21 protein-coding genes are annotated in these 21,853 nt (G+C 38.1%); all 21 read right to left on the bottom strand.

The features are described 5' to 3' along the window. Positions 1-97: 97 nt before the first annotated feature. The gene (locus ACFYU8_RS17945) at positions 98-1,435 is read right to left on the bottom strand and encodes an HD-GYP domain-containing protein (RefSeq protein ID WP_390301483.1); all 1,338 of its coding nucleotides are present in this window, start codon (positions 1,433-1,435) and stop codon (positions 98-100) included. Next, positions 1,413-1,970 (bottom strand): DUF5317 domain-containing protein, encoded by a 558-nt coding sequence (locus tag ACFYU8_RS17940; RefSeq protein ID WP_390301486.1) that lies wholly within the window; start codon positions 1,968-1,970, stop codon positions 1,413-1,415. The genes ACFYU8_RS17945 and ACFYU8_RS17940 overlap by 23 nt, the downstream gene beginning before the upstream one ends. Before the next feature lie 418 nt (positions 1,971-2,388). Next, on the bottom strand, positions 2,389-3,051 hold the full coding sequence (locus ACFYU8_RS17935) for a hypothetical protein (protein ID WP_390301489.1): 663 nt from the start codon (positions 3,049-3,051) through the stop codon (positions 2,389-2,391). 11 nt (positions 3,052-3,062) lie between these two features. Next, complete coding sequence (locus tag ACFYU8_RS17930) at positions 3,063-5,069, bottom strand: peptidoglycan DD-metalloendopeptidase family protein (protein WP_390301491.1); 2,007 nt, start codon at positions 5,067-5,069, stop codon at positions 3,063-3,065. 14 nt (positions 5,070-5,083) lie between these two features. After that, positions 5,084-7,072, bottom strand: coding sequence for a type IV secretion system protein (locus tag ACFYU8_RS17925; protein ID WP_390301494.1), 1,989 nt, complete (start codon positions 7,070-7,072; stop codon positions 5,084-5,086). 14 nt (positions 7,073-7,086) lie between these two features. Beyond that, positions 7,087-9,474, bottom strand: a complete 2,388-nt coding sequence (locus ACFYU8_RS17920; RefSeq protein WP_390301497.1) for a VirB4 family type IV secretion system protein — start codon at positions 9,472-9,474, stop codon at positions 7,087-7,089. Positions 9,475-9,488: 14 nt separating this feature from the next. Then, positions 9,489-10,337, bottom strand: coding sequence for a hypothetical protein (locus ACFYU8_RS17915; protein WP_390301500.1), 849 nt, complete (start codon positions 10,335-10,337; stop codon positions 9,489-9,491). 21 nt (positions 10,338-10,358) lie between these two features. Continuing rightward, complete coding sequence (locus tag ACFYU8_RS17910; RefSeq protein WP_391365902.1) at positions 10,359-10,679, bottom strand: PrgI family mobile element protein; 321 nt, start codon at positions 10,677-10,679, stop codon at positions 10,359-10,361. Positions 10,680-10,750: 71 nt separating this feature from the next. Continuing rightward, entirely contained in the window at positions 10,751-11,131 is a 381-nt protein-coding gene (locus tag ACFYU8_RS17905; RefSeq protein ID WP_390301505.1) for a hypothetical protein, read from the bottom strand. Between the two features lie 172 nt (positions 11,132-11,303). Then, on the bottom strand, positions 11,304-11,609 hold the full coding sequence (locus ACFYU8_RS17900) for a hypothetical protein (RefSeq protein WP_390301508.1): 306 nt from the start codon (positions 11,607-11,609) through the stop codon (positions 11,304-11,306). A gap of 136 nt (positions 11,610-11,745) precedes the next feature. Further along, on the bottom strand, positions 11,746-12,162 hold the full coding sequence (locus tag ACFYU8_RS17895) for a LexA family protein (protein ID WP_390301511.1): 417 nt from the start codon (positions 12,160-12,162) through the stop codon (positions 11,746-11,748). A gap of 71 nt (positions 12,163-12,233) precedes the next feature. Further along, positions 12,234-12,947: a RadC family protein gene (gene radC / locus ACFYU8_RS17890; RefSeq protein ID WP_390301514.1), complete on the bottom strand. Its 714-nt coding sequence runs from the start codon at positions 12,945-12,947 to the stop codon at positions 12,234-12,236. Positions 12,948-13,366: 419 nt separating this feature from the next. Then, entirely contained in the window at positions 13,367-15,406 is a 2,040-nt protein-coding gene (gene ligA / locus ACFYU8_RS17885; RefSeq protein ID WP_390301517.1) for an NAD-dependent DNA ligase LigA, read from the bottom strand. Between the two features lie 263 nt (positions 15,407-15,669). After that, positions 15,670-16,542: a ThiF family adenylyltransferase gene (locus tag ACFYU8_RS17880; RefSeq protein WP_390301520.1), complete on the bottom strand. Its 873-nt coding sequence runs from the start codon at positions 16,540-16,542 to the stop codon at positions 15,670-15,672. A 58-nt stretch (positions 16,543-16,600) separates the two neighbouring features. Then, positions 16,601-17,257, bottom strand: coding sequence for a Mov34/MPN/PAD-1 family protein (locus ACFYU8_RS17875; protein ID WP_390301523.1), 657 nt, complete (start codon positions 17,255-17,257; stop codon positions 16,601-16,603). Further along, a complete protein-coding gene (locus tag ACFYU8_RS17870) occupies positions 17,254-18,150 on the bottom strand; it encodes a hypothetical protein (protein ID WP_390301526.1) in 897 nt (298 codons plus the stop codon). The genes ACFYU8_RS17875 and ACFYU8_RS17870 overlap by 4 nt, the downstream gene beginning before the upstream one ends. A gap of 48 nt (positions 18,151-18,198) precedes the next feature. After that, positions 18,199-19,569, bottom strand: coding sequence for a hypothetical protein (locus ACFYU8_RS17865; protein ID WP_390301529.1), 1,371 nt, complete (start codon positions 19,567-19,569; stop codon positions 18,199-18,201). Further along, positions 19,460-20,146 carry a hypothetical protein gene (locus tag ACFYU8_RS17860; RefSeq protein ID WP_390301532.1) on the bottom strand — a complete coding sequence of 229 codons (687 nt, stop codon included), beginning with the start codon at positions 20,144-20,146 and terminating at the stop codon, positions 19,460-19,462. The genes ACFYU8_RS17865 and ACFYU8_RS17860 overlap by 110 nt, the downstream gene beginning before the upstream one ends. An 11-nt stretch (positions 20,147-20,157) precedes the next feature. Further along, positions 20,158-20,496 (bottom strand): hypothetical protein, encoded by a 339-nt coding sequence (locus ACFYU8_RS17855; RefSeq protein WP_390301535.1) that lies wholly within the window; start codon positions 20,494-20,496, stop codon positions 20,158-20,160. Between the two features lie 253 nt (positions 20,497-20,749). After that, positions 20,750-21,082 carry a hypothetical protein gene (locus tag ACFYU8_RS17850; protein WP_390301538.1) on the bottom strand — a complete coding sequence of 111 codons (333 nt, stop codon included), beginning with the start codon at positions 21,080-21,082 and terminating at the stop codon, positions 20,750-20,752. A 95-nt stretch (positions 21,083-21,177) separates the two neighbouring features. Continuing rightward, the gene (locus ACFYU8_RS17845) at positions 21,178-21,807 is read right to left on the bottom strand and encodes a hypothetical protein (RefSeq protein ID WP_390301541.1); all 630 of its coding nucleotides are present in this window, start codon (positions 21,805-21,807) and stop codon (positions 21,178-21,180) included. Positions 21,808-21,853 lie beyond the last annotated feature (46 nt).

Raw genomic sequence — 21,853 nt, 5'->3', positions numbered from 1 at the left:
TCTATTGAACAAATTCCTTTATCTTGTGGCATAATGCGATCTCCTCGTATAAAAAAGTTAAAGGATGACTTTTGTAGTCATCCATTATATAAAATGTCTATATATGTATCAGTATTTCTAGCTCTTTCTTGCGGTTATCAGAAGAGAGAATTTTTCGTAATTCTACTTCAGGGTAGTTTTGAATTAATCTAATGAACTTATGGGCAATTTCGTAGTCGAATTGAGTTCCTGCTCCCTCATCAATTCTTCGAAGTGCCTCTTCTACAGACATCCCTTTTCGATATGGACGATCAGAAACCATGGCATCAAACGCATCACAAACCGCTAATATTCTGGCTATTTTTGGAATATTTTCACCAATGAGTTTATCAGGGTACCCTTGTCCGTCAATTCTTTCATGGTGCCAGCGAATAGCGGGTAATAATTCAGGAAAAACTGCTGCTTGTTTTAAAATGTCATAACCGATAATTGGATGTTGCTTAATACGTTCGAACTCTTCCTTGGTTAAAAGTCCTTCTTTGTTAAGAATGTTATCCTCTATCCCAATCTTGCCTATATCATGTAGGATTCCACCATAATAGACTTCCATTACTTCCTTTTGTGACAGACCTAATACTTGTGCAGTTTCTTTTCCCCAATGTGCTACCCGATAAGAGTGGCCATGTGTGTATGGATCTCTAGCGTCAATCGAAGCTGCCATAGCAATTAAGAAGGAGTCATTCAGATGTTTAATTTCTTCCATCTTGCCTTGGATATTATTGACGCTGGAAAAGTACTGCTGAAACACAGCTCTAAGTAAGAGAACCGTACCTGCCAAAATAGTCAGGCTATAAACCTCATATGCACCAACAATGCGAGCACCTATTTCGCCTACACACATTAGGAGTAGATAAGTCATACTCCCCCCCATAAACATACTTTTTAAGGTGGAAATGAATTTCAAATTCCTAAAGTGTGTAAGTCCAATTGCTACAAGACAGGTATTAGTTGCCCAATACACAAAGATTAATATGATATCCGTGAGAAACCAGTAGGATGGTAGATTAACTCGAAAAAAGTACTCAAGAGTACCAGTAATCCAAATAGTTGCCAGGACTTGTCCACTATTGGCTAAGGCTTTGTTCAGTGGAGATTTGAAGATAAATGAGATGATAATGATCTCCAATAATCCGGACCAAACAGCAACCCAGGTTCCATATAATATTATTCCTGAGAAGATAACTGCGTTATTTAGAGTTAAAGGAGAATTGATTGTTCGAATGGGAGTGAAAGAGCTAATAATGGTCAGCATTGTATAGGTCAGCAAGACTGTCCAATGCTCATTAATTTCCCACGAAGTAAACGTAGAAATGATTACTAGAATACCTGTAATAGGGAGAATAACTTGTACTAAGATTCCTAGTATATCACGCTTAATGTTGATTATTTGATTCATATTGTTTCCCCTCACGGAGTCTAGTTAGTGAGATTGGTTTTCCCATTACCCGCTGAACGAGCAGGAAAGCCCCCAACATAATGAAAATATCGCCTATGCTTATTACTCTTGCTATCGGGAAAGGCATAAACAAAATGTCGCTTAAAAATGATAAGTTTGAGTTGCTATCCAAAACAGAATGTTTAAAGTCTGTTCCATTAATAATGGGTTCGACAGAATAAGGCAGCTTTTTTGCTAGTTCGATATCTATGGGCATCTTTCCCCCATTGGACCAAATTGCTAACGCGTTAAAGAACCAACCTATCATAAATACACGTATATCCTCGTGTTCTCGATTCGAGTAAAAAAAGATAAGTAAAAGGAGGTAAGCAACTGATATAAAGAGACCACCCCAAGAGGAAAACAAAGCTGAGCAAAGTTGTAATCCAATTGCAGCGAATAATATTGACAAGTAATGAAATTTAGGAAACTCACGCATTCGAGCCCCTCTTATGAACGCAATAATAAAAGATAGGATAAGAATATCAAGTAACATAGTATGCCTCCTAGATAGTAAAAAAACACCCCTAAAAAAGTGGTGTTTTTATTACCGACCGATCGCCCAAATATTATGTAATATGCCAGTTAGCTGATGTCGCTCCTACGAGAGCTGCTGCGAGGAGAAATGCGAGAATGAATTTTTTAATCATTTGAAGTCCCCCTTTTCTGAAGCCCTTTTAGTAAATCTGGAAGCGTTTACTAATCGTAAGTAGTTTCCGATGTTTGTCTAATACCAAGTTTACAATATTAGCCAACAATCGACATTAGGTTACTAGAACCAATTTCTGTAACACAGAGAATAAAGTATTAGGCATATGGGCCTATTCTTACTATATGTGTAATTCAAGATTTTTACAAGATTCAATCATCTTATGGCGATAGAAAAGGGCCGGAGTATAGAACTCCAGCCTAATTTATGATTCGATGTGCTTTATTAAGTCGTGTATCGAACTGGTGATGTACCAGCTCGCATGAGAAGAGTGTTCGTCCCCAATCTTAACCATATTGATCCATACTTTGCTTCGACTCTGATCGCTGTAGACTAGTTCGACTAGGACTGAAACATCCTTCGAATTCGGTACTAACTCACTTTTCAGGATACGAATGTTTGTTAGAGAGTGATTGCGGGTCAGGCTATTCAATGCTTGGTTCTGTTCTTCTGGTTGGGTATTGATGTTTGGGAAGTCTTTTACCATAGTGTTAGGATCAAATTGCTCAAAAAAGGCTTGGACTTCCCCCTCGATTGCTAATGTAAATAAATACTTTATAACATACGATCGATCTTTGAATAACTTGGCTTGTTCTGGATCATGTTTTCCCACGTTCTCATCAAGTGGAATATCTGACTCTTTCATGTGTTGTGCTTGGTTCTGTATTTGTTCATAGGTGATGGTAAACGGGTCTGGTTTAGCTAGTTTTTCATTTTGAATGGTTTGCCTAATCTCGTCGATATTCTCAAAATTATCTCTATCTCTCAGATAGTCCAAAAATAAAAGAATTGCTAGTGTAACCAGGACAACAATAAGGGCAAGAATTGAGGAGATCCTTGTCATTTTGATTTTCTTTTCCCGATCCATATAATCCCTTTCTACGGACGAACTAATTTTAATGGATTGATCCAAGTACCTGAAACACTACCGGAATCAGTATGTCGCCCATTCATAATAATCTCAAAATGTAAGTGAGGACCAGTTGAACTTCCAACTTTCCCTGCTCCTATTCTACCTATGAATTGTCCTTTTTTCACTTTTTGTCCCGTTCTAACTCCGTATGCATTCCATTGTAGATGCCCGTATCTTGTATAAAGACCATTCCCATGATCAATGTATACTGCTTGAGCAAATCCTTTAGGATCTCGAGGTCCTGCATGCACTACTGTACCATCAGCCATCGCATAAATAGGTGCTCCTGCCGAATTCCCATTAGAAATATCTATTCCTAGGTGTTCATCGCCCCATCTACTACCAAAACCGCTAGAGATTCTGTGAATAGAAGGAACTGGCCAGACGTAGTCTTTATTTAATAGGTCAGGTGGAATTTCTTCAGCTTCTCCAAAATCTATATCTCCGTTACCGTCAGTTATCCCCTCCGTTTCAATAGGAAGGCGATTCGTAGCTTCAGGCGATTCAGGAGACGCCTGACTGTTGAATAGTAAGAGCGCTAACTGGAAATCTTGTTTTGCAAATCCTAATGATTGAGCCTTTGATGTTAGCAAATTATAGTTTGGACTATAGCCTCGTTCAACTTCATGAAGTTCTTCGACCATCTCATAGGTATAAATAATTTTTTTACCGGATCGTTTAACGGAGACAAGTTTATAATCCCCAGGAGATGTATCATATTTTAGTGTATACAATCCACGGAAGGTGCTTACATCAACAATTTTGTCGTACGATTTGTGACCGACAATTTCTGGATCGGTACTTGATGTAGACGTGCTACCATCTTCGCTAACAGAGGATGTTTCAGTGTATTGCCAAACGTTGACTCGTAATGAGTCATAGGTAAACTCCGGTTCGATTCCCTTCACAAATTCTTTAGCAAGAGCTTCATATGATCCCGGTTTCTGGATTGGATTATGAGCTTCGCCAGGAGTACTAACTGGGACATTCCCCGTTTTATAACTTTCTGCTATAGCCAAAACATTGTTAACATACTTTTGACTATGGTTGTACTGATATACTGCCCTGCTCATATCATGAGGAGCTCCGTTTTTTGCGAGATAATTAGCGGCACTAAATGCAGCATCATAAAAATTCCAAGGATCGGCTTTACCATCTCCATCCCCATCAACACCATACCCATTCCCTCTCTTAATTACTTGAGGGTTCGTAATATCAAGTGATGGGTCAACATTTCCCACATCATCTATAGCATATCTCCATCCTACCCAAGTCGCCTTCATGAATTGAAAGTGACCAACTGCACCTACAGGAGATACCATTGTGGGATGAGTAGAGAACGATGTCTCAACCCGATGAATAGCAGCTAGTAAATACCAAGGGGTACCATATTTTGCTTCAGCTGCTTTGTATGTGGGTAAGAACTGTTCTGGAATAGGTATTACTGAACCTGATGGTGTTGGTGAGGCTTCTTTTCTTACTTGCGATATTTGCACGAAAGCTGAAATTAAGCCGGTAGGAACTTTCCATTCTACTTGATCGTCTTTTTCACTATCGATCGTAGACATTGAGATCTCTTCATATACCGGTAGAATAGTTAATTGATCGCTTTCTCCATCAAAGTTGAAATCAAAGGCAATAAAACCAATTATGATACATAGTACCGCTATTATGACCGCTGGGATCCCGAAAGCAGCAACCAAGGCTGCTATAGCCGAAACTACAGCAGCGATTGCCTTCAATAGTAACTTGTAAATCAAGGCTAGGGCGGCTTTTAATGCCTTTTTTAATGCAGCAGCAAGTGCTTTTTTTATTGCATTTCCAATGCCTTTCTTAACCAGTTTCTTTTTTGCAAACTTTACTAGGTGCTGTCTAGCTTTTCTTTGAGCTATATTCTTGGCAATTCTTTTTGCCTGTTCTTGTTTTTTGTTTAGTTCATTTGATTTTGTTAGGTGGTTAGGATCAAGTGACATTGTATATCACCGCCCTAGACAATGCCTTGTTTAAAGCGGTCTTGCCGGAAGTACTGTTCAGAACCATCATTTCTATCTTCAAAGTAATCATAAGGATTGATACGATAGTTTTTGTCAGTTCTTTTCTTCCCACTTTGAGAATCCTCGGTATAAAAATCACCGTTGGGATGAAACGGAGAAGGTCCGTCAGCAAGTCTCCCTTGTTGTACGTGAAGATCTTTGTATACTACAGATCCTTTCTCTAGACTTGAATCACCACCACGGTAATCTGTTAAGCGTCTTTCAGTGGTTGTACCATCTGCATTACGGACATTACCTAAGATAGTCGAGTATTCTCGAGTGACAGCCAATCGAACATCTGATACTTCATTGCCAGAGTACTTCCTTGTAAAGTCTGTATACTCCATTCCTTCTTGTTGAATTTGATTATTCGTTTCACGGTGAAATAACATGGCTGCTTTTTGGGCAATTCCTACACCGGGTTCTCCACCGATAATTCCACCTATGTGACCCGCTTTATCGGTAATTTCCTTTTTTCTATCTGCAAGTGTGAGGGACTGGTATGCTCCTTTTCCTGATCTACCTAATTGTTTTGGATGTAATCCTTTTACAATACCTTTTGCTACTGCATGCGTTTTTGCTCCAAGATAGCCCATGGATTTATTCTGATAATCTTGATGTCCCTCCATTCGGCCTGCGTCGTGTATGGCTGTAATACCATAGTTTTTGTTTAATGAATCAAGCTCATTATTAATGGATTCCATCATATTTTTGCGAGCTAGATTAGCTGTATCAAGGCCGCCTATAGCGAGACCAGCAGTTGCTCTGCCGGCTAATCCTCCAGCTGCCTGCCCGACCTTTCCTGCTATCATTGCTCCACCAATTACGCCGCCTGGTCCGAGTGGCATTCCAGCAGCAGCTCCAACAAGGGTAAAGAGTGATTTACCTACTCTGCCAGTCATTCGACCCGCCGTCAAAACTTTTTGGGTACGGGAACTAATTGGATGCTGTGCTAATTTGCCACTCATCCTTGAATCTTGAGAAGATGTTGCGGAGCTGTTTGCTCCATCTCCAACGCGTGGACGTGAAGAACCAGCTCCGTATTTGTCTTCCAAGCCATCAAGGAATGAGCGTTTACCAGTCGCTGACTGTATCGCTGAAGCTACAGACGCAAGTCCTGCTGTACCTGTAGCCATCGTAAGAGCAGCCATTTTTCCGGTTACAGCGGGATTCAATCCAAACAATGACTTTACTCCTTCTCCAATTGGGATAAATGATGCTAACATCACAAGTTTTACAACCCAATTGTCCGTTACATCGTTATCCATTTGCAGGAACGACCACAGAATTGTAGCATGTATGGACTGTACCATAATGGTAGAGAAGAGTTCTTTGCTCCAGTTACCTGTTATTGTTCTAAATGGTGCAAAGAGAAAGAGTGAAATGAAAACAGGTCCAAGTATCATTAAGATTGTAAGAGTAAATTTTCTCATCAAATAGTAGATATTTGCCCAAAGACTCAAGCCCAAGTATGCTCCCCAGATTAATAAGAAGCCGATTCCGCCATCATGTAGCTTGTTGATAGACAATTCCTTAGAACTAACTTCATAGGCAAAAATTGATACTAGAAATCTGTTTACGGTAAACATGGAAGAATAAATAGAATCTAAATTTCGTAAAAGGAACGCTACCAATATCAGCGCTCCAGCCATTTCGAGTAAATTGGTCCGAGTTTGAGGATTCATGCCAGCTTTCGAAATCATTACGGACATGAATATTATTCCAAAAAGAATGGACCAATAGGCAACTTGGAGGGTGACATCCGTGCCAGCTACAATTTGATTACTCCATTCTTTTTCGGTGAAAGTGAGCCAGATTAATGGGGTTTCACTATCTCCAAAAACAAGGGTATTTAGAGTACGTAATTCGAGTAAAGGTTTGAAGATATCTTCAAGGATTCCAACAAAAAAATTGGTTAAAATCGAATGTAAATTATCCCACATCGAGTAGCACCACCTTATTCAGTGCTTGTGTCTGATTGTGCATTAGCAGATAAATCAGACTCAAAATCGTTTGTAGATAGTGTTGTGACTACTTCAAGGAGCTTCTTATGAGTTTCATCGAGGTAGGAGCGACTTTCTTCTGGTATATAGTTTGGGCTGTCATTATTGCCTGTATCATTAGTGTCTTGTCCACGGAGATATGCTACAAAATGTTCATCAACCTCATAATCATCGAGCTCTGCACTCTCATCAAACTCAAACTCTCCTTCGTCTTGAAGAATTCTATCCTTCAATGATTCAACTTCTGGTGAAATTTTTTGAATTTGTAGGCTATCTTGATAGGCTTTCATTTGGCGCTCGAGTTCTTTTTTCTTTTTTGAATTAGACTCAAATAGAACTCTCTCGTATTCAAATAGGTCTGTCTGTATCCAAGCGCTTTCATTAGGAGTACGCATAATCATTTCTCCTTTTTTGGGGCGCCCCATAACAATACTTAATTCACCGTTGGATAAATTAAATGCTTCTTTCATAAGCTCATAGCTAATTGAGTTTTGCCTCAAGATAAACACTATCGAGCAGTTAGTGATTACCCCGTAAGCCTTAGAGTTTTCAAGAACCCGCTTTGCGTCTTGGCTTGCAATAATATATGATGTATGTCGTTTCCGGCAGCGTCTACCCATCGTTTCAGAAAACGCAACTGTCTCATTTTGATCGATAATTTGCCAGTATTCATCATTAACGACTATCTTAGGAACCTCAGCTAACATTGGGTTTTTTACAAAATGGTGCCATGTCCAAATTTGACAAACATGATAAGACAATTTACGTAGTGATGATCCAACTTCAAATTCGGACAAATCAAACGTAATAATTCTATAAGAGTTAAGATCTGTGGATACACCGGGTCCATAATATGTTTGGCCATCAAAAAAGCCTCGGGTTCCGCCCCTAAGCCATGGATGAATCGCATCTATTAGGCGATCAGCTCTTCCCTTAGGATCCTGCCCAAATTTTTCGACTAACATATTGAAAATATCCGTTATTGTAATCTCGTCTTTTAATATTTGGTCATGCACGATTTTCCCATCACGCATAATGGGTTCATACTTGTATAGTGATTTTGGTTCGTTAGTAATACCCGCATCTTTAAAGCATTCCTGAATGCACTCAAGCAAGTATCTTTCTTCAGTATTATTAAGGGGAGTCTCCTCAAAACCCATACTTAAAATGTTAAAGAATGTAACAATCTCTTGTATCTTTTCTTTTAGAGGAACAAAACGAATATATATCCTACCATCATCTTTCGTTATGAGCTCCCGGCCATCTTCAACATGAATCAGTTCTTCGTCATCGTCTTCATCTAATTCAATTTCTGTCACAGTTAAAGCACAAGGATTCAGAACGATAGGCGAATCGGAACCGAGTTTAATATATAATCCGCTTAAACGCTTAGTGAATTTTTTTTGTTCACCTTCGGGGTCAATAATTACAGCACGTAATCCTGGTATTAGTAAATTGCGCCCAACCAGTGTATCAATTGCAACTGTTTTTCCGGACCCACTTTCCCCTAACAATGCTGCGTTATAGTTCATAAAGGACTCATCAAATAGGTTTAGAAAGGTTAAGTTACCTGTACTTTGGTTAACAGCAAAGGGAACACCCCCGCGGAACTTAAGTTCACTAGAAGCAAAGGGAAACAACGTTGAAAGAGAGCGTCGATCAAGATTTCGATATGTATCTAAGAGTTCATTTTTACCGCGCGGAAGAACAGAGAGATATCCTTCATTTTGTCTCTCATAAGCACTTCGAAGGTGAATTCCTTTTCCGCCTAAATCATCCTCAAGGAACTCCGATAACCGATCGAGCATGTCCTCGTTATCTCCATACGCCGTTGCCTGAATACTCGTATGAAATAAATCATTCTGCCCCAACTGGATGTCACCTATAAGCGCGTCTGTATCTGAAAGTTTAGTATTGATATCGTGGATCTGATTGATTTGACCCATTCTTAGTTGCATATCTTTATTTGATTGCAGAACAGTTAATTGTTTTTTTAAACTCACCATTGCTTGACGCGGAGGAATCTTTTGAGAATGAATCGTTACATCAACTTCACCAACGCCCATAAAATGAGAAATCCAGTCGGTTTGGAATTCTCGTGGATATCCGCCTTTTGTGATATACATGGATCTGAAAGGACGTTCGCCTGCCAAAGAATCAGCTAGCAAACCGTGATTAGGAAGACCAGTATTTAAACCATCTGGGCATAAGATGTCCCATAAATCGCCTTTACCGTCTTCCATGTATAATGGAACATCTTCTGTCATATCAAGACCTATTCCCTGCTCTAGATCGTTTTCTGTAACCGCAATTGCTTGTTTTTTTCTGTTGAATCCAAACATTGTTTACACTTCCTTTATGCTCCTTTTTGCTCTACAACAGTTCGCTGACGAACTTTCTGAATACGAACGGAATCTTGTTGTGATGTACAGAAAAGAGCCAGCATTTCACGAAGTTTTATGTCTTTAAATCGAGCTTTGGCTGCTCTTTTTCTATTTAATGAGTAATACAGCATTTCAGCTAATCCCTCAGTTGTACATATCTCGCTATGGACGCCACAACCTTCTAAGTAACTTTGAGCTGAAGTGATGCGGCGCTCAAGTTCTAGAAAAGCACGTTCTTCATTACTTGTTTTCTTCATACCAGGATCTTTTAGTTGATAGGGAAAAAGAACATACCTCACAGTTTCGAAGCGAGGTTGTTGTGCCAACCAGTTATTCATGTAATCAACGATCATGTAACAATATTCTTTGGCTTGTGATGATAATAAATGATCATTTTCGATCCCTTTTACATAATCTTCAGCTTGTTGACGTAAATCCACATAACGGCTCTGTAAATGCCATACGACTGGGTAATCCATACTTACCAGCCATTGCTCGAAGCGTACGTCAATCCCCTCTTGTTCGATTGGGTTACGTAAATGATAATTCACAGGATCACATCTCAAAGCCATGACGTACTCATGTTTTGGTAAAACGATCATGTTCATTTTTAAATCTTTAATGTTGAGCATTTCTTTAATGAGTTTTTTTGTTTGCTTTGGAGAAGCGCTTTTACTAAGATTCTTTGTTGTACTTTTAGTAATTGTGGGTTCAGAATTACGCTTCTTCCCTATGAATGGTATGAGAGATTCCCCTTTCCTGGCACGCCACCACATTACTCCTACAAGGGATATAACGAGGAAAAATAAAATATCGACCATCGGTTCCTCCTTTGATGAATGCTATCGTCCATGTCTATATCTGTGAGATTTACGCTTAATGTGAAACATGACTTTATTTAATAGGAATTGATCCCAATACATATCGAACTTCTCATTCTTCCAAAAACCCAGGAAGAACACACCAACCGCAATTGGAGAAAAGAAAACCATGAATATGATGAAACGTATTCCTAGTGAGAAATATGGGATTCCAAATAGGGCAGACATATTGTAGGCGGCCACAATACCTACAAAAACATAGATAAGTTGACGCATGGATACTAGACCAAAAATCACCTTTTGCTCACTAGCGGTATCCACTGGTACAATCTCTCTTCGCATCCTTGTTTGCTCCTTATTAAAGGTATAAATCATCCCCCTATGAGGGGGGGATGAATAGAGGAAATCTGTTTTTAGTTTGATGAACCGAATGTTTGTACCCATTGCTGCAAACCATAAGCTTTATACAAAACCCAACCACCAATTAGGGCCATTCCTAAAGCAATTAGGCCGCTATTTCTTCTTTGTGGACTCCCCATTGCAGTTCCAAGCAAAGCAGCCGCTAATACTGTGGAGATGAGAGTAACGAAACCTGCAATGTAGAAAATCAACTCCAAAATGCTGTTCAAGTCTTTATAAATTTGATCAGGGTCTACGTTCTTGCCATTCCCAATGGAGTCTACTTGTTCAAGTGGGTTTTTACCATTTGCCGCCAATGTTATTTCTGGCATAGTAAAGAAAACGGTCATCATAAGAAACAGAATACCTACAAAGCAATTGATGTATTTCTTCAACTGTGGTTCCTCCTTTCTATGAAGAGTCGCCAAATGATGTAGAGAACACTTTAGAGAACAAAAAAAGGCGTACTTATCCAAAATGGATAAGTACGCCTTTGGGTTTTCCAATTAGCGTTCACGTTCGATTCATTTGACTATAGGGTTATTTTACCACCCAGCATAATGATATTCAATGGAATTTTACTGGTCCCTCTAAGGATGACATACATAGATGTTCTACTTCTTGATTAGGATCATCAAGTGGGTAAGATGCTTCTGTAATATAAAAGCCAACTCTCTCACATTGTTGACGAATTTCTTCACCCACTTCAACTGCAGATACTAGTATCTTAATGTTTTTATACGCGGAGTATGAGTTTCCATTTGTCCGGATAAAAAGGGAGCGATAAATAGCAAATTGTTGATTTGCTATTTTCCTGTAATATGTCCCGATAACTAATGATTTTTCCGAAGCAAGTATATGATTAGTTTGCATCAATAAACCTCCCCTAAAAAATGAAAAAGGAAATCTCCTCCTTGTCGTAAAGACAAGCAGTAGATTTCCTCTACTAACACTTTAAATAATTATTAGGCTGTTGTCGTTTATATACTTAAATTTTCGAAAAATATTTTCATACTGCTCTTAATACAGAAAATGATCCATTCGTATACTGTAAATATCCTTTTTGGGACAAAATTTTTATCTCTTTTAAGAGGTCTTCTTCTTTAAATTTGGATCTTTTTAAGAGGTATTTTAGCGTTGGAACTATCCCTGTTTTTTCAATATGACGTTGAATGATTTGCATAATCTTAATTCTTTCTCTAGTTAATCGATCTGTTGGCTTTAAGTTAATATGATAAACTTCCTTTAAAGTTTCGATAATTTCCACTGATATATTCCATTGTGTAGCAAGATCCTCTTCTGTATTGTATTTTAATGCCAAAGCCAAAAATGGTTTTGTTAGTACCGTATCATCCTGAACAGTACAAATCTCACCATAATCATTCACATAAACATCGATGGTTAATTGCATTAAGTGTTTCATCATCTTACTCTCCTTTTTAATAAAAATTTGTACTTTAATTCGATTAACGTATATGTCAATGTCTATTGTTGTTTTTACAGATATCCTTGTTCTTTAAACGAAAAGTAGGTTCCGTCACCGATGATTAAGTTATCCAGTAATGGTATGCCAATCATCTCACTGGCGGTTTTAATGGATTTTGTCATTTCAATATCCTCCCTTGAAGGTTCATGCGATCCTGAGGGATGGTTATGAGCACAGATAATGGAAGCACTTGAGTATCTAATTGCCTCTTTGAATATTTCTCTAGGGTGTACAATAACTGCATCGAGTGAACCCTTGAATACTGTCTTTTTTCCAATAATCCGATTTTTAGTATTCAAGAATAAACATACAAAGTGCTCTTGCGTCAGGTGCCTCATTTCTTCCATTAGTAAATCAGCAACAACTTTTGGTTCTAGTATTTGTATATCGACCATTCTACGTACGGCCAGTTTATTTGCTAGACCAAATGCACCCACTAAACTTGCTGCAGTTGCATCATTCATTCCAGGAATAGCACTGATCTCTTGTATCGACATCATAGATAATTTGTGTACTCCAATTCCTGCTAAAAGGCCACATAGCACTGGTTTTGCACTAGATCCTAGTATTACTGCTATTAGAGTTTGCAGATCACAATCTTCAGCTCCATAGAAAGAAACCGATTCTCTGGCCACATCGATATATGATTTTGGTGTTCGGTATTCGGTAGTCAATTCGCATTCTGGAAGTAGAGTGTCAGGTAATGGGGTCTGATTAATCGTCATGGTCCCCTCCTATTTCGCTATTCCGAGCATAAAACGTGTCTTGGAGTAGTGACGTAACGTTTACGCCCCTCGGAAGTCTAACCAATGAATACTTTTTATAACTTGTACATCGATAAACATTAACAACTTGCTTAATCCTGATTGCCTTAATCAAGTCCCTAGAATCGTTCATGTGTTCACCTCTTTTTTTCATCCAGATCTTAACAGGAACGACAAAAAGCCCCCTGCAAGATGAGTTCCGAATTTGGAATACTCAATGCTCGCAGAGAGCTATTATCTGTCCTCTTATTCGCTCACTTTTAAAGTGGCTAGGTAAACAAAATTTATATACTTCCAGTATATGAAAAGGAGTGTTTATCTAGCAAGCAAAATCTAGATTAATTTAAAATCACATCACAAGTTTGAGTTGACCGTACTGATTATTGTATTGATAAAATCGAACGAATCCTACCCTCATCCCAAATTTCAATACCTAATGTCTTTGCCTTTTCAAGCTTGCTACCCGCGTTATCTCCAACGAGAACAAGGTGAGTCTTCTTTGAGACAGATCCAGTAACATTAGCCCCCATCTTTTCAACAAGTGAGGTTAGTTCACTTCTTCCCCATATGCTAAAGGTGCCTGTTATGACTACAGTTTTCCCATATAAGGGATTACTTTCGTCTGCATATACAGAAGTCTTAGCATTAATAGGATTCACACCTTCCGCCAGCATTTGCTGGATCGTAAAGATGTTATTCCGATCTTCGAAGTAGGTTACGATTGATTCCGCTATATTCTCGCCAATGTTGTTAATCCGAAGCAGCTCTTCACGCGATGCAGCCATCACTTGCTCTATAGACCCGAAATGATTAGCCAGGCTCTTTGCAGTTACCTTACCAACATCAGGGATACCGAGAGCATGTAGGAATACAGCTAATGAGCACTCCTTACTACTTTGGATAGCTTGTAATAAGTTCCTTACCTTCTTGTCCCCATACTTCTCAAGAACAATTAAGTGATCATAAGTCAACTGGTATAATCCAGCTGGGGAGGTTATTTGGTAAACCTGATACAGTAATTCCGCAGTTTTTTCAGAGAATCCATCAATGTTCATACAGTCTCGACTTGAAAAGTGAACAATCTTATTTATGATTTGGGCCTCACATGTTTGATTCTTACAAAAGAGATCTGCACCTAGTTTCACAAGCGATTCTGAACAAGAAGGGCATTCGGTAGGTGGGAATATTTCTTGTCCTACCTCGTTGTCACTAACCAATCCAACTATTTCAGGAATTACATCACCGGATCGTCTAATGAAAACTTGACTGCCAATTGCATATTGGAGTCCCTTCTCTTTAATATTATCGTAGTTGTTAAGGGTCGCCTTAGATACGTCGGCCCCGTCTATATTAACGGGCTCAATATAGCCAACTGGCGTCACTTTGCCAGTCCGTCCGACTTGATTTTCTACACGAATAAGTGGGGTAGAAATTTGCTCTGCATCAAACTTATAAGCACAACCCCAACGTGGGAACTTAGCTGTTGTTCCAAGGGTTACACGTGTGTGCATGTCAAAAACTTTTATTACAACTCCATCTATAAGGAAATCCAAGTTAGTTCGAAGTGCTTCAATCACAAGGATTTCTTCAATAAGGGATTCTACGTTATCAAAAACCTTTATAGATGGGGCGTTCTGAACCTTAAAACCATTTTCAACAAGAAATTTAGTCATCTCTAACTGATTAGTAAATGCTACTCCTTCAATGTATCCAATGTTATACCAGAAAGCATCTAACTTTCTCTGTGCTGTTATCTTTGGATCAAGGTTACGGATAGCTCCTGCTGCAGCATTGCGTGCATGTTTTAACTTCTTTTCTGCCGTTTCATTGTAATTCTTTAGAACAGAAAGTTTCATTATTCCCTCTCCATTAATCTCGATCTTCTTTTTAAAGGGAATCTCTAGAGGGATGGATTTAATAGTCATGACTTGTTGAAGAACATTCTCTCCAACATCGCCATCACCACGAGTTGCAGCTGCTTGTAGAAAACCATTTTCGTAAGTAAGAACAAGAGTAAGACCGTCATACTTGAGTTCTGTAGTTAAAAGAAGATTTGCATCACCAACTAACTTTTGAGTTCGATGATACCATTGTCTAAGCTCGTCAAAGTTATAGACTTTATCCAAGCTCCCCATATGAGTTAAGTGACGGTGTGGTTGGAATCCTTCAAGGACCCCTCCGCCCACTCGTATGCTTGGAGAGGATGGTAAGATCAGGTTTAATTCACTTTCAAGCTTTACCAATTCTCTGTATAACTGATCATATTCTGAATCAGAAATAACAGGACGATCTAGTACATGATAATAATAGTCATGCTCTGATATCTCTTTAACTAACTGGTTCATCCTTAAGTGTAAATCTGTAGAATTGAATGTTGAATCTTGGGTGTTAAATGAAAATAAGTCAATTTCTGTGCTCATTCTTTTCCTCTCCTTTTTACGTGATTAACAGTAGAACGAAAAAGAGCTCTGCTGAACACACGTATCCGCTAGGGATAACATGCGCTCGCACAGAGCTCGTTTGTTCGTTCATTCGCTCACCAAATTCAGGCGGCAAAAATAATCAAATCTTCACTACTCTTATCTTATAATATTTTAATCAAGGAACAAAGTATAATGTGTGAAAAGGCAATAATAAGAACCGTGTGACTACCACACGGTTTTCTTTGGACGAATAAGATGGTTTATGCTTTATTAACAATCCTAAAGAATTCATCTTGTTCTTCTGTGAGATATGTAGGTCGGCTGACACAAAGCTGAGCATTAAAGTTTATGACATGAAAAAAGATGCTTTTTACATGTAACAGGTTATTCATGAAGTTATTTGCAAGTTGTGCTGCAAATTTGTTTGTCGCACATCGTTGAGGATTATTTATGATGAGTGCTCCACAGCTTTCACCGGGGAATGATGTGTTTGCATCTTCAAGTATATTGGCATACACATCAGTAACTGGTTCAAGTATTGTAACACCATTCCATTTTAAGCCACAGACGATTTGTCCGGAAAATCCCGAGCGATCGATCTGAAATATCTCTTCCTCTGTGATTGTTGGGTTCTCTTTAATGGTAATGCCTTCAACTCCAGCGTCAAGCCAAATTAGATCATTAACGATGGCTGAATAAAAGAACTGGTGAAACAGCTGACGAGTCTTATTATTATCAACCATCCCAATAAGAATGGGGATGACTTTTCTTTTTTTACCTACATTTGGACGAGTGAATAGTCTTTGTAACATATCCAAATCCTTGCAGAATTGAGATACAGTTTTTATTTCAATGTTATATACATCTCCATAACGATCAGCTAATGCATTTACTTTGTACTCATTGATATCTTCATCGATAAATAATTGGTTTAACGTATTCTTAGCTTCAACTTTATCCTCATCAACAAGTGTAAGGTCAAAATTGTATTTGTCATATTTGTTTCCGTAAGTTCTGATGTCTTGAAGCAATCCACGTACAAAGTGCGATCCGTTTGCTCCTGTGCCAACTACTACAATTTGAAACATAAAATTGTTATTGTTTGCATCAATTAGTTTAATTTCTCTAGGCATATCTAATCCTCCAATTGAAGAAGGAAGTGAGTAGCTAACTCACTTCCTCTCGCATTTTTTAGGTTAGTAGTTCGACTTGCTGATGCCATTCTTTTGGGTAAGCCACAACACTATTTACATCAACATTTTCAAATACGTAGTGAGCGGGTAGATTATAGAAGATTCCACCCTTACCGACACGAAACAGCAGATCTGGTTCTGTTGTGTTTAGGGATCCGATAACACCATATAACATGTATGCAACTTCATCCCGATTGTCTACCGCCGAAAAGTATGCCGGCATGGTGTTGTGCGAATGAATATGCATCACCAATAATAAGTTGTCGTGATCCCGTATCTCGCTTTCTGAAATAATGGAGTTTTTACTTACGATCTGTTTAGGTACGTAGATGTGATATTGTTCCTGCAATTTATCCCAATATATCTCAACCATAACCTCATTCTCTCCTTCTTCACAATACGCTCTGAAGAAGGAGATGGTCATTCCTAAGAGTATTCCAGGTATTCTGGGTAAGTTAAATTGAAATCCAGGGACAATAAGGTCCAATTCCTTTATGTGATCAAGCTCTCTCACAAAAGTACCAATTGGGTGATTGAAGACCTCATAAACTCTAGCGTCCTGGCTAGCTATGAGGTTAATTGTTTTTTTCTTATCTTGAGGAATCCTTAGAAAATCAGACGTTTTCCAAAAGAATTGTTTTATACCTTGTATCATAAAAGCGCTGCTCCTTTAGATGTACCACGAATGACCGGGAACAGTATTTTCTTATCTTTGTCGCATTCCCAAAACGTGCGTTCCTTGGAGAACTCAGGGAATTCTTCTTCGAGTTTAACCCGAACTTCCTCGGTACTTACACCCGCTTCGGGAATAGTTCCACCGAAAAATTCGACCACATGAAATACGTGGGCAGCATATGCAATTTTCCAGTCCCCATCCTCAATCCGGATATCCAAGTTTTTACTAGTTTGCCGCGTTCCTCTTTCCTTTGGTTTTAGGTTCTTTTTGCTCTTATCTTGTACGCTGCTGCATTCTTCAGGGCAGGACTCTTCTACATAATCGTTTTTTGAATCATCGGAGAAGAGATCCAACATAAATTGACCGTTTGCTTGTTTTGGGGCAAGTATTGCTTCCGAATTAAAAAGTGAAAACTGTCCAGTTTTATCACTTGTAATTTCTTCTCTGTCTTGGATTGATTTCGCCTTTTCATGTCGATCATCAGATTCTATATCTTCAATACGTCCACCAGTTATTTCTTCTTTTTTATGATTGGAATCAGTATCAGTTGAAGCTGGGACGTTCTCTAGCTCTCCATCATTTATTTCTTTGCAATTTTCTTGTGATAATAGAGAGATTTTGAGAACTCGTTTGATTACATCTACTTGAATTTTAACCCTGTTTTTCAGGAAGGGGTATTTCTCTTGGAGTTGTGTGAATACGTCGTGAATAGAGAGCCCGTGAGCAGGTATATCTTTGCATACTGCAATAATTGGAATTGGGATATTAGAAAAAGAGAAATACCAATCTTCAAAAATGAGAACATCCTCACTTATAGCTTTGTCGTGCTCCCCTACGATTATATATTGTGGAAACTTTACAATGTTAGACATTAAAACATTCTCCTCTCACATTCCTATTCGTTAATCATGTTATCTTTATTAGATTTCAATCTCTTCTTCTAACTCTTCTTCAAGTTCTTCATCATTCTCTTCCTGGTACTCTTCTGTACAAAGTATTTCAGGGTGAGCAACATTCAGTTCAAAAAAGCTACCAAATGTATAGTTAGTATCCTTCAAGAAAGTATCATCGAAGTCTTTACCAGATAGTTCTGTGTAGAAATCTCTCAGGTTTGTACCATCGAATTGATGATCATTAGAAGGTGCTGATAAGAATACGATTGGTAGAGTAGATAACTGATGGAGTCCTGCAATGTTTATTGACCGGAGATCAGGCCAGCAAGCTCTAAAGCTACTAAAAACATTCGAAAATGGATATCTGTACAATTTAGACTCAGGCTTGATAAAGGTGTCTTTGACGGCAAATATAATAGCCTCATCTATCCGGTCTCTAGTGACTTTAAAGGCAAATAGCATTTTGGGATGACCTACATTCTGTATAGAGGTTTTATGGTAGGTGACATCAAAGCGGTTTTTTTCCACTTCAATTACAGCGTACTTTGAACCACCAAGGTTTTCTTGATACAAAATGCAGTTTTTAGGTAGAAGGGGGGTTTTAATAATTTTTTGGTTTGATAGAAAGGGAGCTAGAACTTCACGCTTCCACGCAGCGGGGGTTTTTTGAGAGAGGACCTTAAAGAGTTCATAAATTAGGGATTCAACAGGTTCAATAGATATCCGTCGTAATACTGAACTTAGAATGTTAATTACGATCTGGTTATCAGATGTACTTAGATCTATTTCAGAAAGCAAAGCCAGTGTCATGTTAACCAGTGTATTCTTATCTTGTTCTTCTGTCGCTCTAGAAGAAATAATCGCTAATGTAGATGCCAGCAACTTACTTTCTGCTTTTGCTAAATTAACTTTCTTTAAAACTGAAAGGTATAGTGAGACAAACGCCTGATCATCTTGGATTGATTCTAGTCTAGCTACTATCGAGTATATTAGAGAGTTCACTGTTTCTTCGTCAATACTAGCCAAATCGATTTTTTCGGCCAAACTATGCAGTAATCTGCTATGAATCACTGTATCGGTTTCATTATCTAAGTGTTCTAATAGTATTTTAAATACGTTATTTATCGCATTTGAATCTCCTGATTGTTCAATAAATGGCCTAAGTAGATCGACAAGTGAATCCACATCATTTGCAATAAGTGATACTAGCTGATCCGGTTCTAACATTTTAATAAGGCCCATAGCCATGTTGTCAGCTTTGATGGATTTAGAACCTACTCGTAGACCATTAACCCACTTCTCGATAATCGGAAGCGTTCCATTTTGTTGAAGTATGATCACCGTCTTCTCTGTTGTCACTTCCGTGTTTGTAATCGATGTCGCTGTTTCTGTTAGCATGAATCTGTGCCTCCTGTAACTTTTGTATTTGGTTCAATTTAGATTCCCATTTAATTGTCATATCACTAAATGAACTTGTAAATTTGATAAGGTTTATCAGAAATTCTGAAAATATTCCCTGATATCCCTCAATTTTAATGTTCAGATGTGTATCTGTAATTGAACTTTTCACAATGACATCATAATATGAACAGTCCATTTTACGAATTGTAGAAAGAACCTGCTCTTCTTCTGATATCATTACATCGATGAATTCACCGGCGATTGTATTACATCGTTCTTTTAGCGTATTCCACTTGCTAATTTCTTCCCAATTATAATTGACTATAAAAGAATCATTATCAGCTCTTTCAGAATCATCTTCAGATTCATTTGAGTATACCCTCTCACACTTTAGTAATGTTTCTAACGCTCTTACAAATAGTGTATGGTCCTTACGAGGAAACGGGCCAGTTAACAATTCAGTATTAGAAAGCGGCATACCGATATCAAACATTGCTTTTCCAATGACAAGTCGATCTGCTACATTTATCGACTCTTCCTGCCAATCCGTAGTTACAAATAAAGTGCCCCACATTTCTGTTCCCCCTATACAAAAAGAGACTTTTTATTTTTGATCGGTTCTACTTTTTCGACCAGTTGATAAACATGTGCAATTCTGTTTAACTCCAACCAGAGGTTCGTCCTATTATCTTCATCTGGTTCATTTGATCCTTCATCGGCAACATAATAAACTAAATGATCAAGAACCGTTTGAGCATCGTTTAAGTTAAACGACTTAAAATCTACATCTTCGAATGTCATTCTTTCTGATTGAGCAAATTCAGTTACAATTTCTACAAGCTTAAGTTGCGTGTTGGTTCCTTGCACTTCATTGTCAGGTACTTCTTTGTCTTCCAGAAAATCATGTAATCTCTTAAGGTTCAATTGTTCCACTCCTTACTTTTTACATTGATTTGTAAAGAACTCTCCCTTCTGTTTAATGAACAGAAAAAAGACCCTTCACAAATCATACGCTCCCGAAAGATAGTCGTATGACTCGCAAAGAGTCCTCGTCTGTAATAACAATTCGCTCACATTAGTGCGGCTTTCTCAGAAAACAAAGATAAACTACCCATTCATTATAGTTTATTCCTTCTTTAATTTAAAGTGGTTTCTATTAGGTATTTACGTCAGATTATTAATTTACAATACGAATTAATTTTGCGTCATACATACAAACTTCGATCTCACCTGACTCATATTCGATTGCAATACCAGGGCATTGGTCATGTAGCATTATCTCAGCCCAACTTTCTTCTTCTGGATACCTTGCTTGCCACTGTAAGAATGAGTAAAAACTTATAGTTTCATGAGGTACCTCTACGGATATTATGTAGTCGCCAAAAATAAGTGCACCTTCTAGGGAAGATGTAAAATATACACCATTTCCAAATAACCCATTAAACTGTTTAAAACCGTCCCGTTTTATTTTCCATGATTGTTTTCTACTTGTCCCATGATAAAGTAGCATTTAAATTCCACCAATTCTTTGGATAATTGAAATGAAATAAACTCCTATCAAATGTATCTGCATTTAGCAGAACTATTGATAGGAGTACTTAGTGTTTAAGGTTTTCTTATCGGTATAGGTAAAGCTTCGTCTACCCAAGCAGCTACCTCATTCGCTAGTTCATTCAATTCCAAAGGAAATAGATTGCCATGAGTGTTTGAAACCGTCAAATCTACATCTATTTCGTACACTAGATTCGGAACCTCTTCATATCCGTATTTTTTTAGTAGGTCCTTCAACATAAACCTTACAGTGTTCTTCTCTTTTTCCCTCACATTAATAATGTGTTCATCGCATGCAAACTCATATTCACAGTTGATATACATATTAAAAATATCATAAGTTGCTTTGTTTTCACACCATAGACACTTATTCTTGAGGACTTTCTCATGGAGCGATCTATACTCATACCTTTTATCTTCTACGTACATATTGTAATCAATTTCTGCATCTATTTTGGGGCTAATTCTAATATTGAGTAGTTTACTCAGATCCTGTAGAATCTGTAGTTCTTCATTTTTAATTTGCGTTTTAATATTTTCTGCACACTCTTCACAATAGTACTCATAATAACCTCTGATGCCATCTCGATTAAACCAGATAGCAACTCGTTTTTTACATTCTTTGGTCTGACATTTTTGTTTTAGTGGCATATTTACAAATTGCTTTGCGATAGCTTTTATCATTATTTCGCTTCAATAGTAAAGTTTGGGGAACCCCAATTTACTATTG

This window comes from Brevibacillus sp. NPDC003359, from assembly GCF_042878995.1.
Classification (GTDB): domain Bacteria; phylum Bacillota; class Bacilli; order Brevibacillales; family Brevibacillaceae; genus Brevibacillus.
The sequence above is the reverse complement of the archived record's forward strand: the minus strand, read 5'-3'. Positions and strand labels throughout refer to the sequence as shown.

Excerpts from the sequence above, each read along its gene's own strand:
- ACFYU8_RS17895 (WP_390301511.1), bottom strand. The coding sequence starts at position 12,162 with ATGATGAAACACTTAATGCAATTAACCATCGATGTTTATGTGAATGAT.
- ACFYU8_RS17920 (WP_390301497.1), bottom strand. The coding sequence starts at position 9,474 with ATGTTTGGATTCAACAGAAAAAAACAAGCAATTGCGGTTACAGAAAAC.
- ACFYU8_RS17880 (WP_390301520.1), bottom strand. The coding sequence starts at position 16,542 with ATGCCTAGAGAAATTAAACTAATTGATGCAAACAATAACAATTTTATG.
- ACFYU8_RS17845 (WP_390301541.1), bottom strand. The coding sequence starts at position 21,807 with ATGATAAAAGCTATCGCAAAGCAATTTGTAAATATGCCACTAAAACAA.
- ACFYU8_RS17925 (WP_390301494.1), bottom strand. The coding sequence starts at position 7,072 with ATGTGGGATAATTTACATTCGATTTTAACCAATTTTTTTGTTGGAATC.
- ACFYU8_RS17930 (WP_390301491.1), bottom strand. The coding sequence starts at position 5,069 with ATGTCACTTGATCCTAACCACCTAACAAAATCAAATGAACTAAACAAA.
- ACFYU8_RS17940 (WP_390301486.1), bottom strand. The coding sequence starts at position 1,970 with ATGTTACTTGATATTCTTATCCTATCTTTTATTATTGCGTTCATAAGA.
- ACFYU8_RS17915 (WP_390301500.1), bottom strand. The coding sequence starts at position 10,337 with ATGGTCGATATTTTATTTTTCCTCGTTATATCCCTTGTAGGAGTAATG.
- ACFYU8_RS17910 (WP_391365902.1), bottom strand. The coding sequence starts at position 10,679 with ATGCGAAGAGAGATTGTACCAGTGGATACCGCTAGTGAGCAAAAGGTG.
- ACFYU8_RS17875 (WP_390301523.1), bottom strand. The coding sequence starts at position 17,257 with ATGATACAAGGTATAAAACAATTCTTTTGGAAAACGTCTGATTTTCTA.
- ACFYU8_RS17860 (WP_390301532.1), bottom strand. The coding sequence starts at position 20,146 with ATGTGGGGCACTTTATTTGTAACTACGGATTGGCAGGAAGAGTCGATA.
- ACFYU8_RS17900 (WP_390301508.1), bottom strand. The coding sequence starts at position 11,609 with ATGCAAACTAATCATATACTTGCTTCGGAAAAATCATTAGTTATCGGG.
- ACFYU8_RS17935 (WP_390301489.1), bottom strand. The coding sequence starts at position 3,051 with ATGGATCGGGAAAAGAAAATCAAAATGACAAGGATCTCCTCAATTCTT.
- ACFYU8_RS17870 (WP_390301526.1), bottom strand. The coding sequence starts at position 18,150 with ATGTCTAACATTGTAAAGTTTCCACAATATATAATCGTAGGGGAGCAC.
- ACFYU8_RS17850 (WP_390301538.1), bottom strand. The coding sequence starts at position 21,082 with ATGCTACTTTATCATGGGACAAGTAGAAAACAATCATGGAAAATAAAA.
- radC (WP_390301514.1), bottom strand. The coding sequence starts at position 12,947 with ATGACGATTAATCAGACCCCATTACCTGACACTCTACTTCCAGAATGC.
- ACFYU8_RS17865 (WP_390301529.1), bottom strand. The coding sequence starts at position 19,569 with ATGCTAACAGAAACAGCGACATCGATTACAAACACGGAAGTGACAACA.
- ligA (WP_390301517.1), bottom strand. The coding sequence starts at position 15,406 with ATGAGCACAGAAATTGACTTATTTTCATTTAACACCCAAGATTCAACA.
- ACFYU8_RS17945 (WP_390301483.1), bottom strand. The coding sequence starts at position 1,435 with ATGAATCAAATAATCAACATTAAGCGTGATATACTAGGAATCTTAGTA.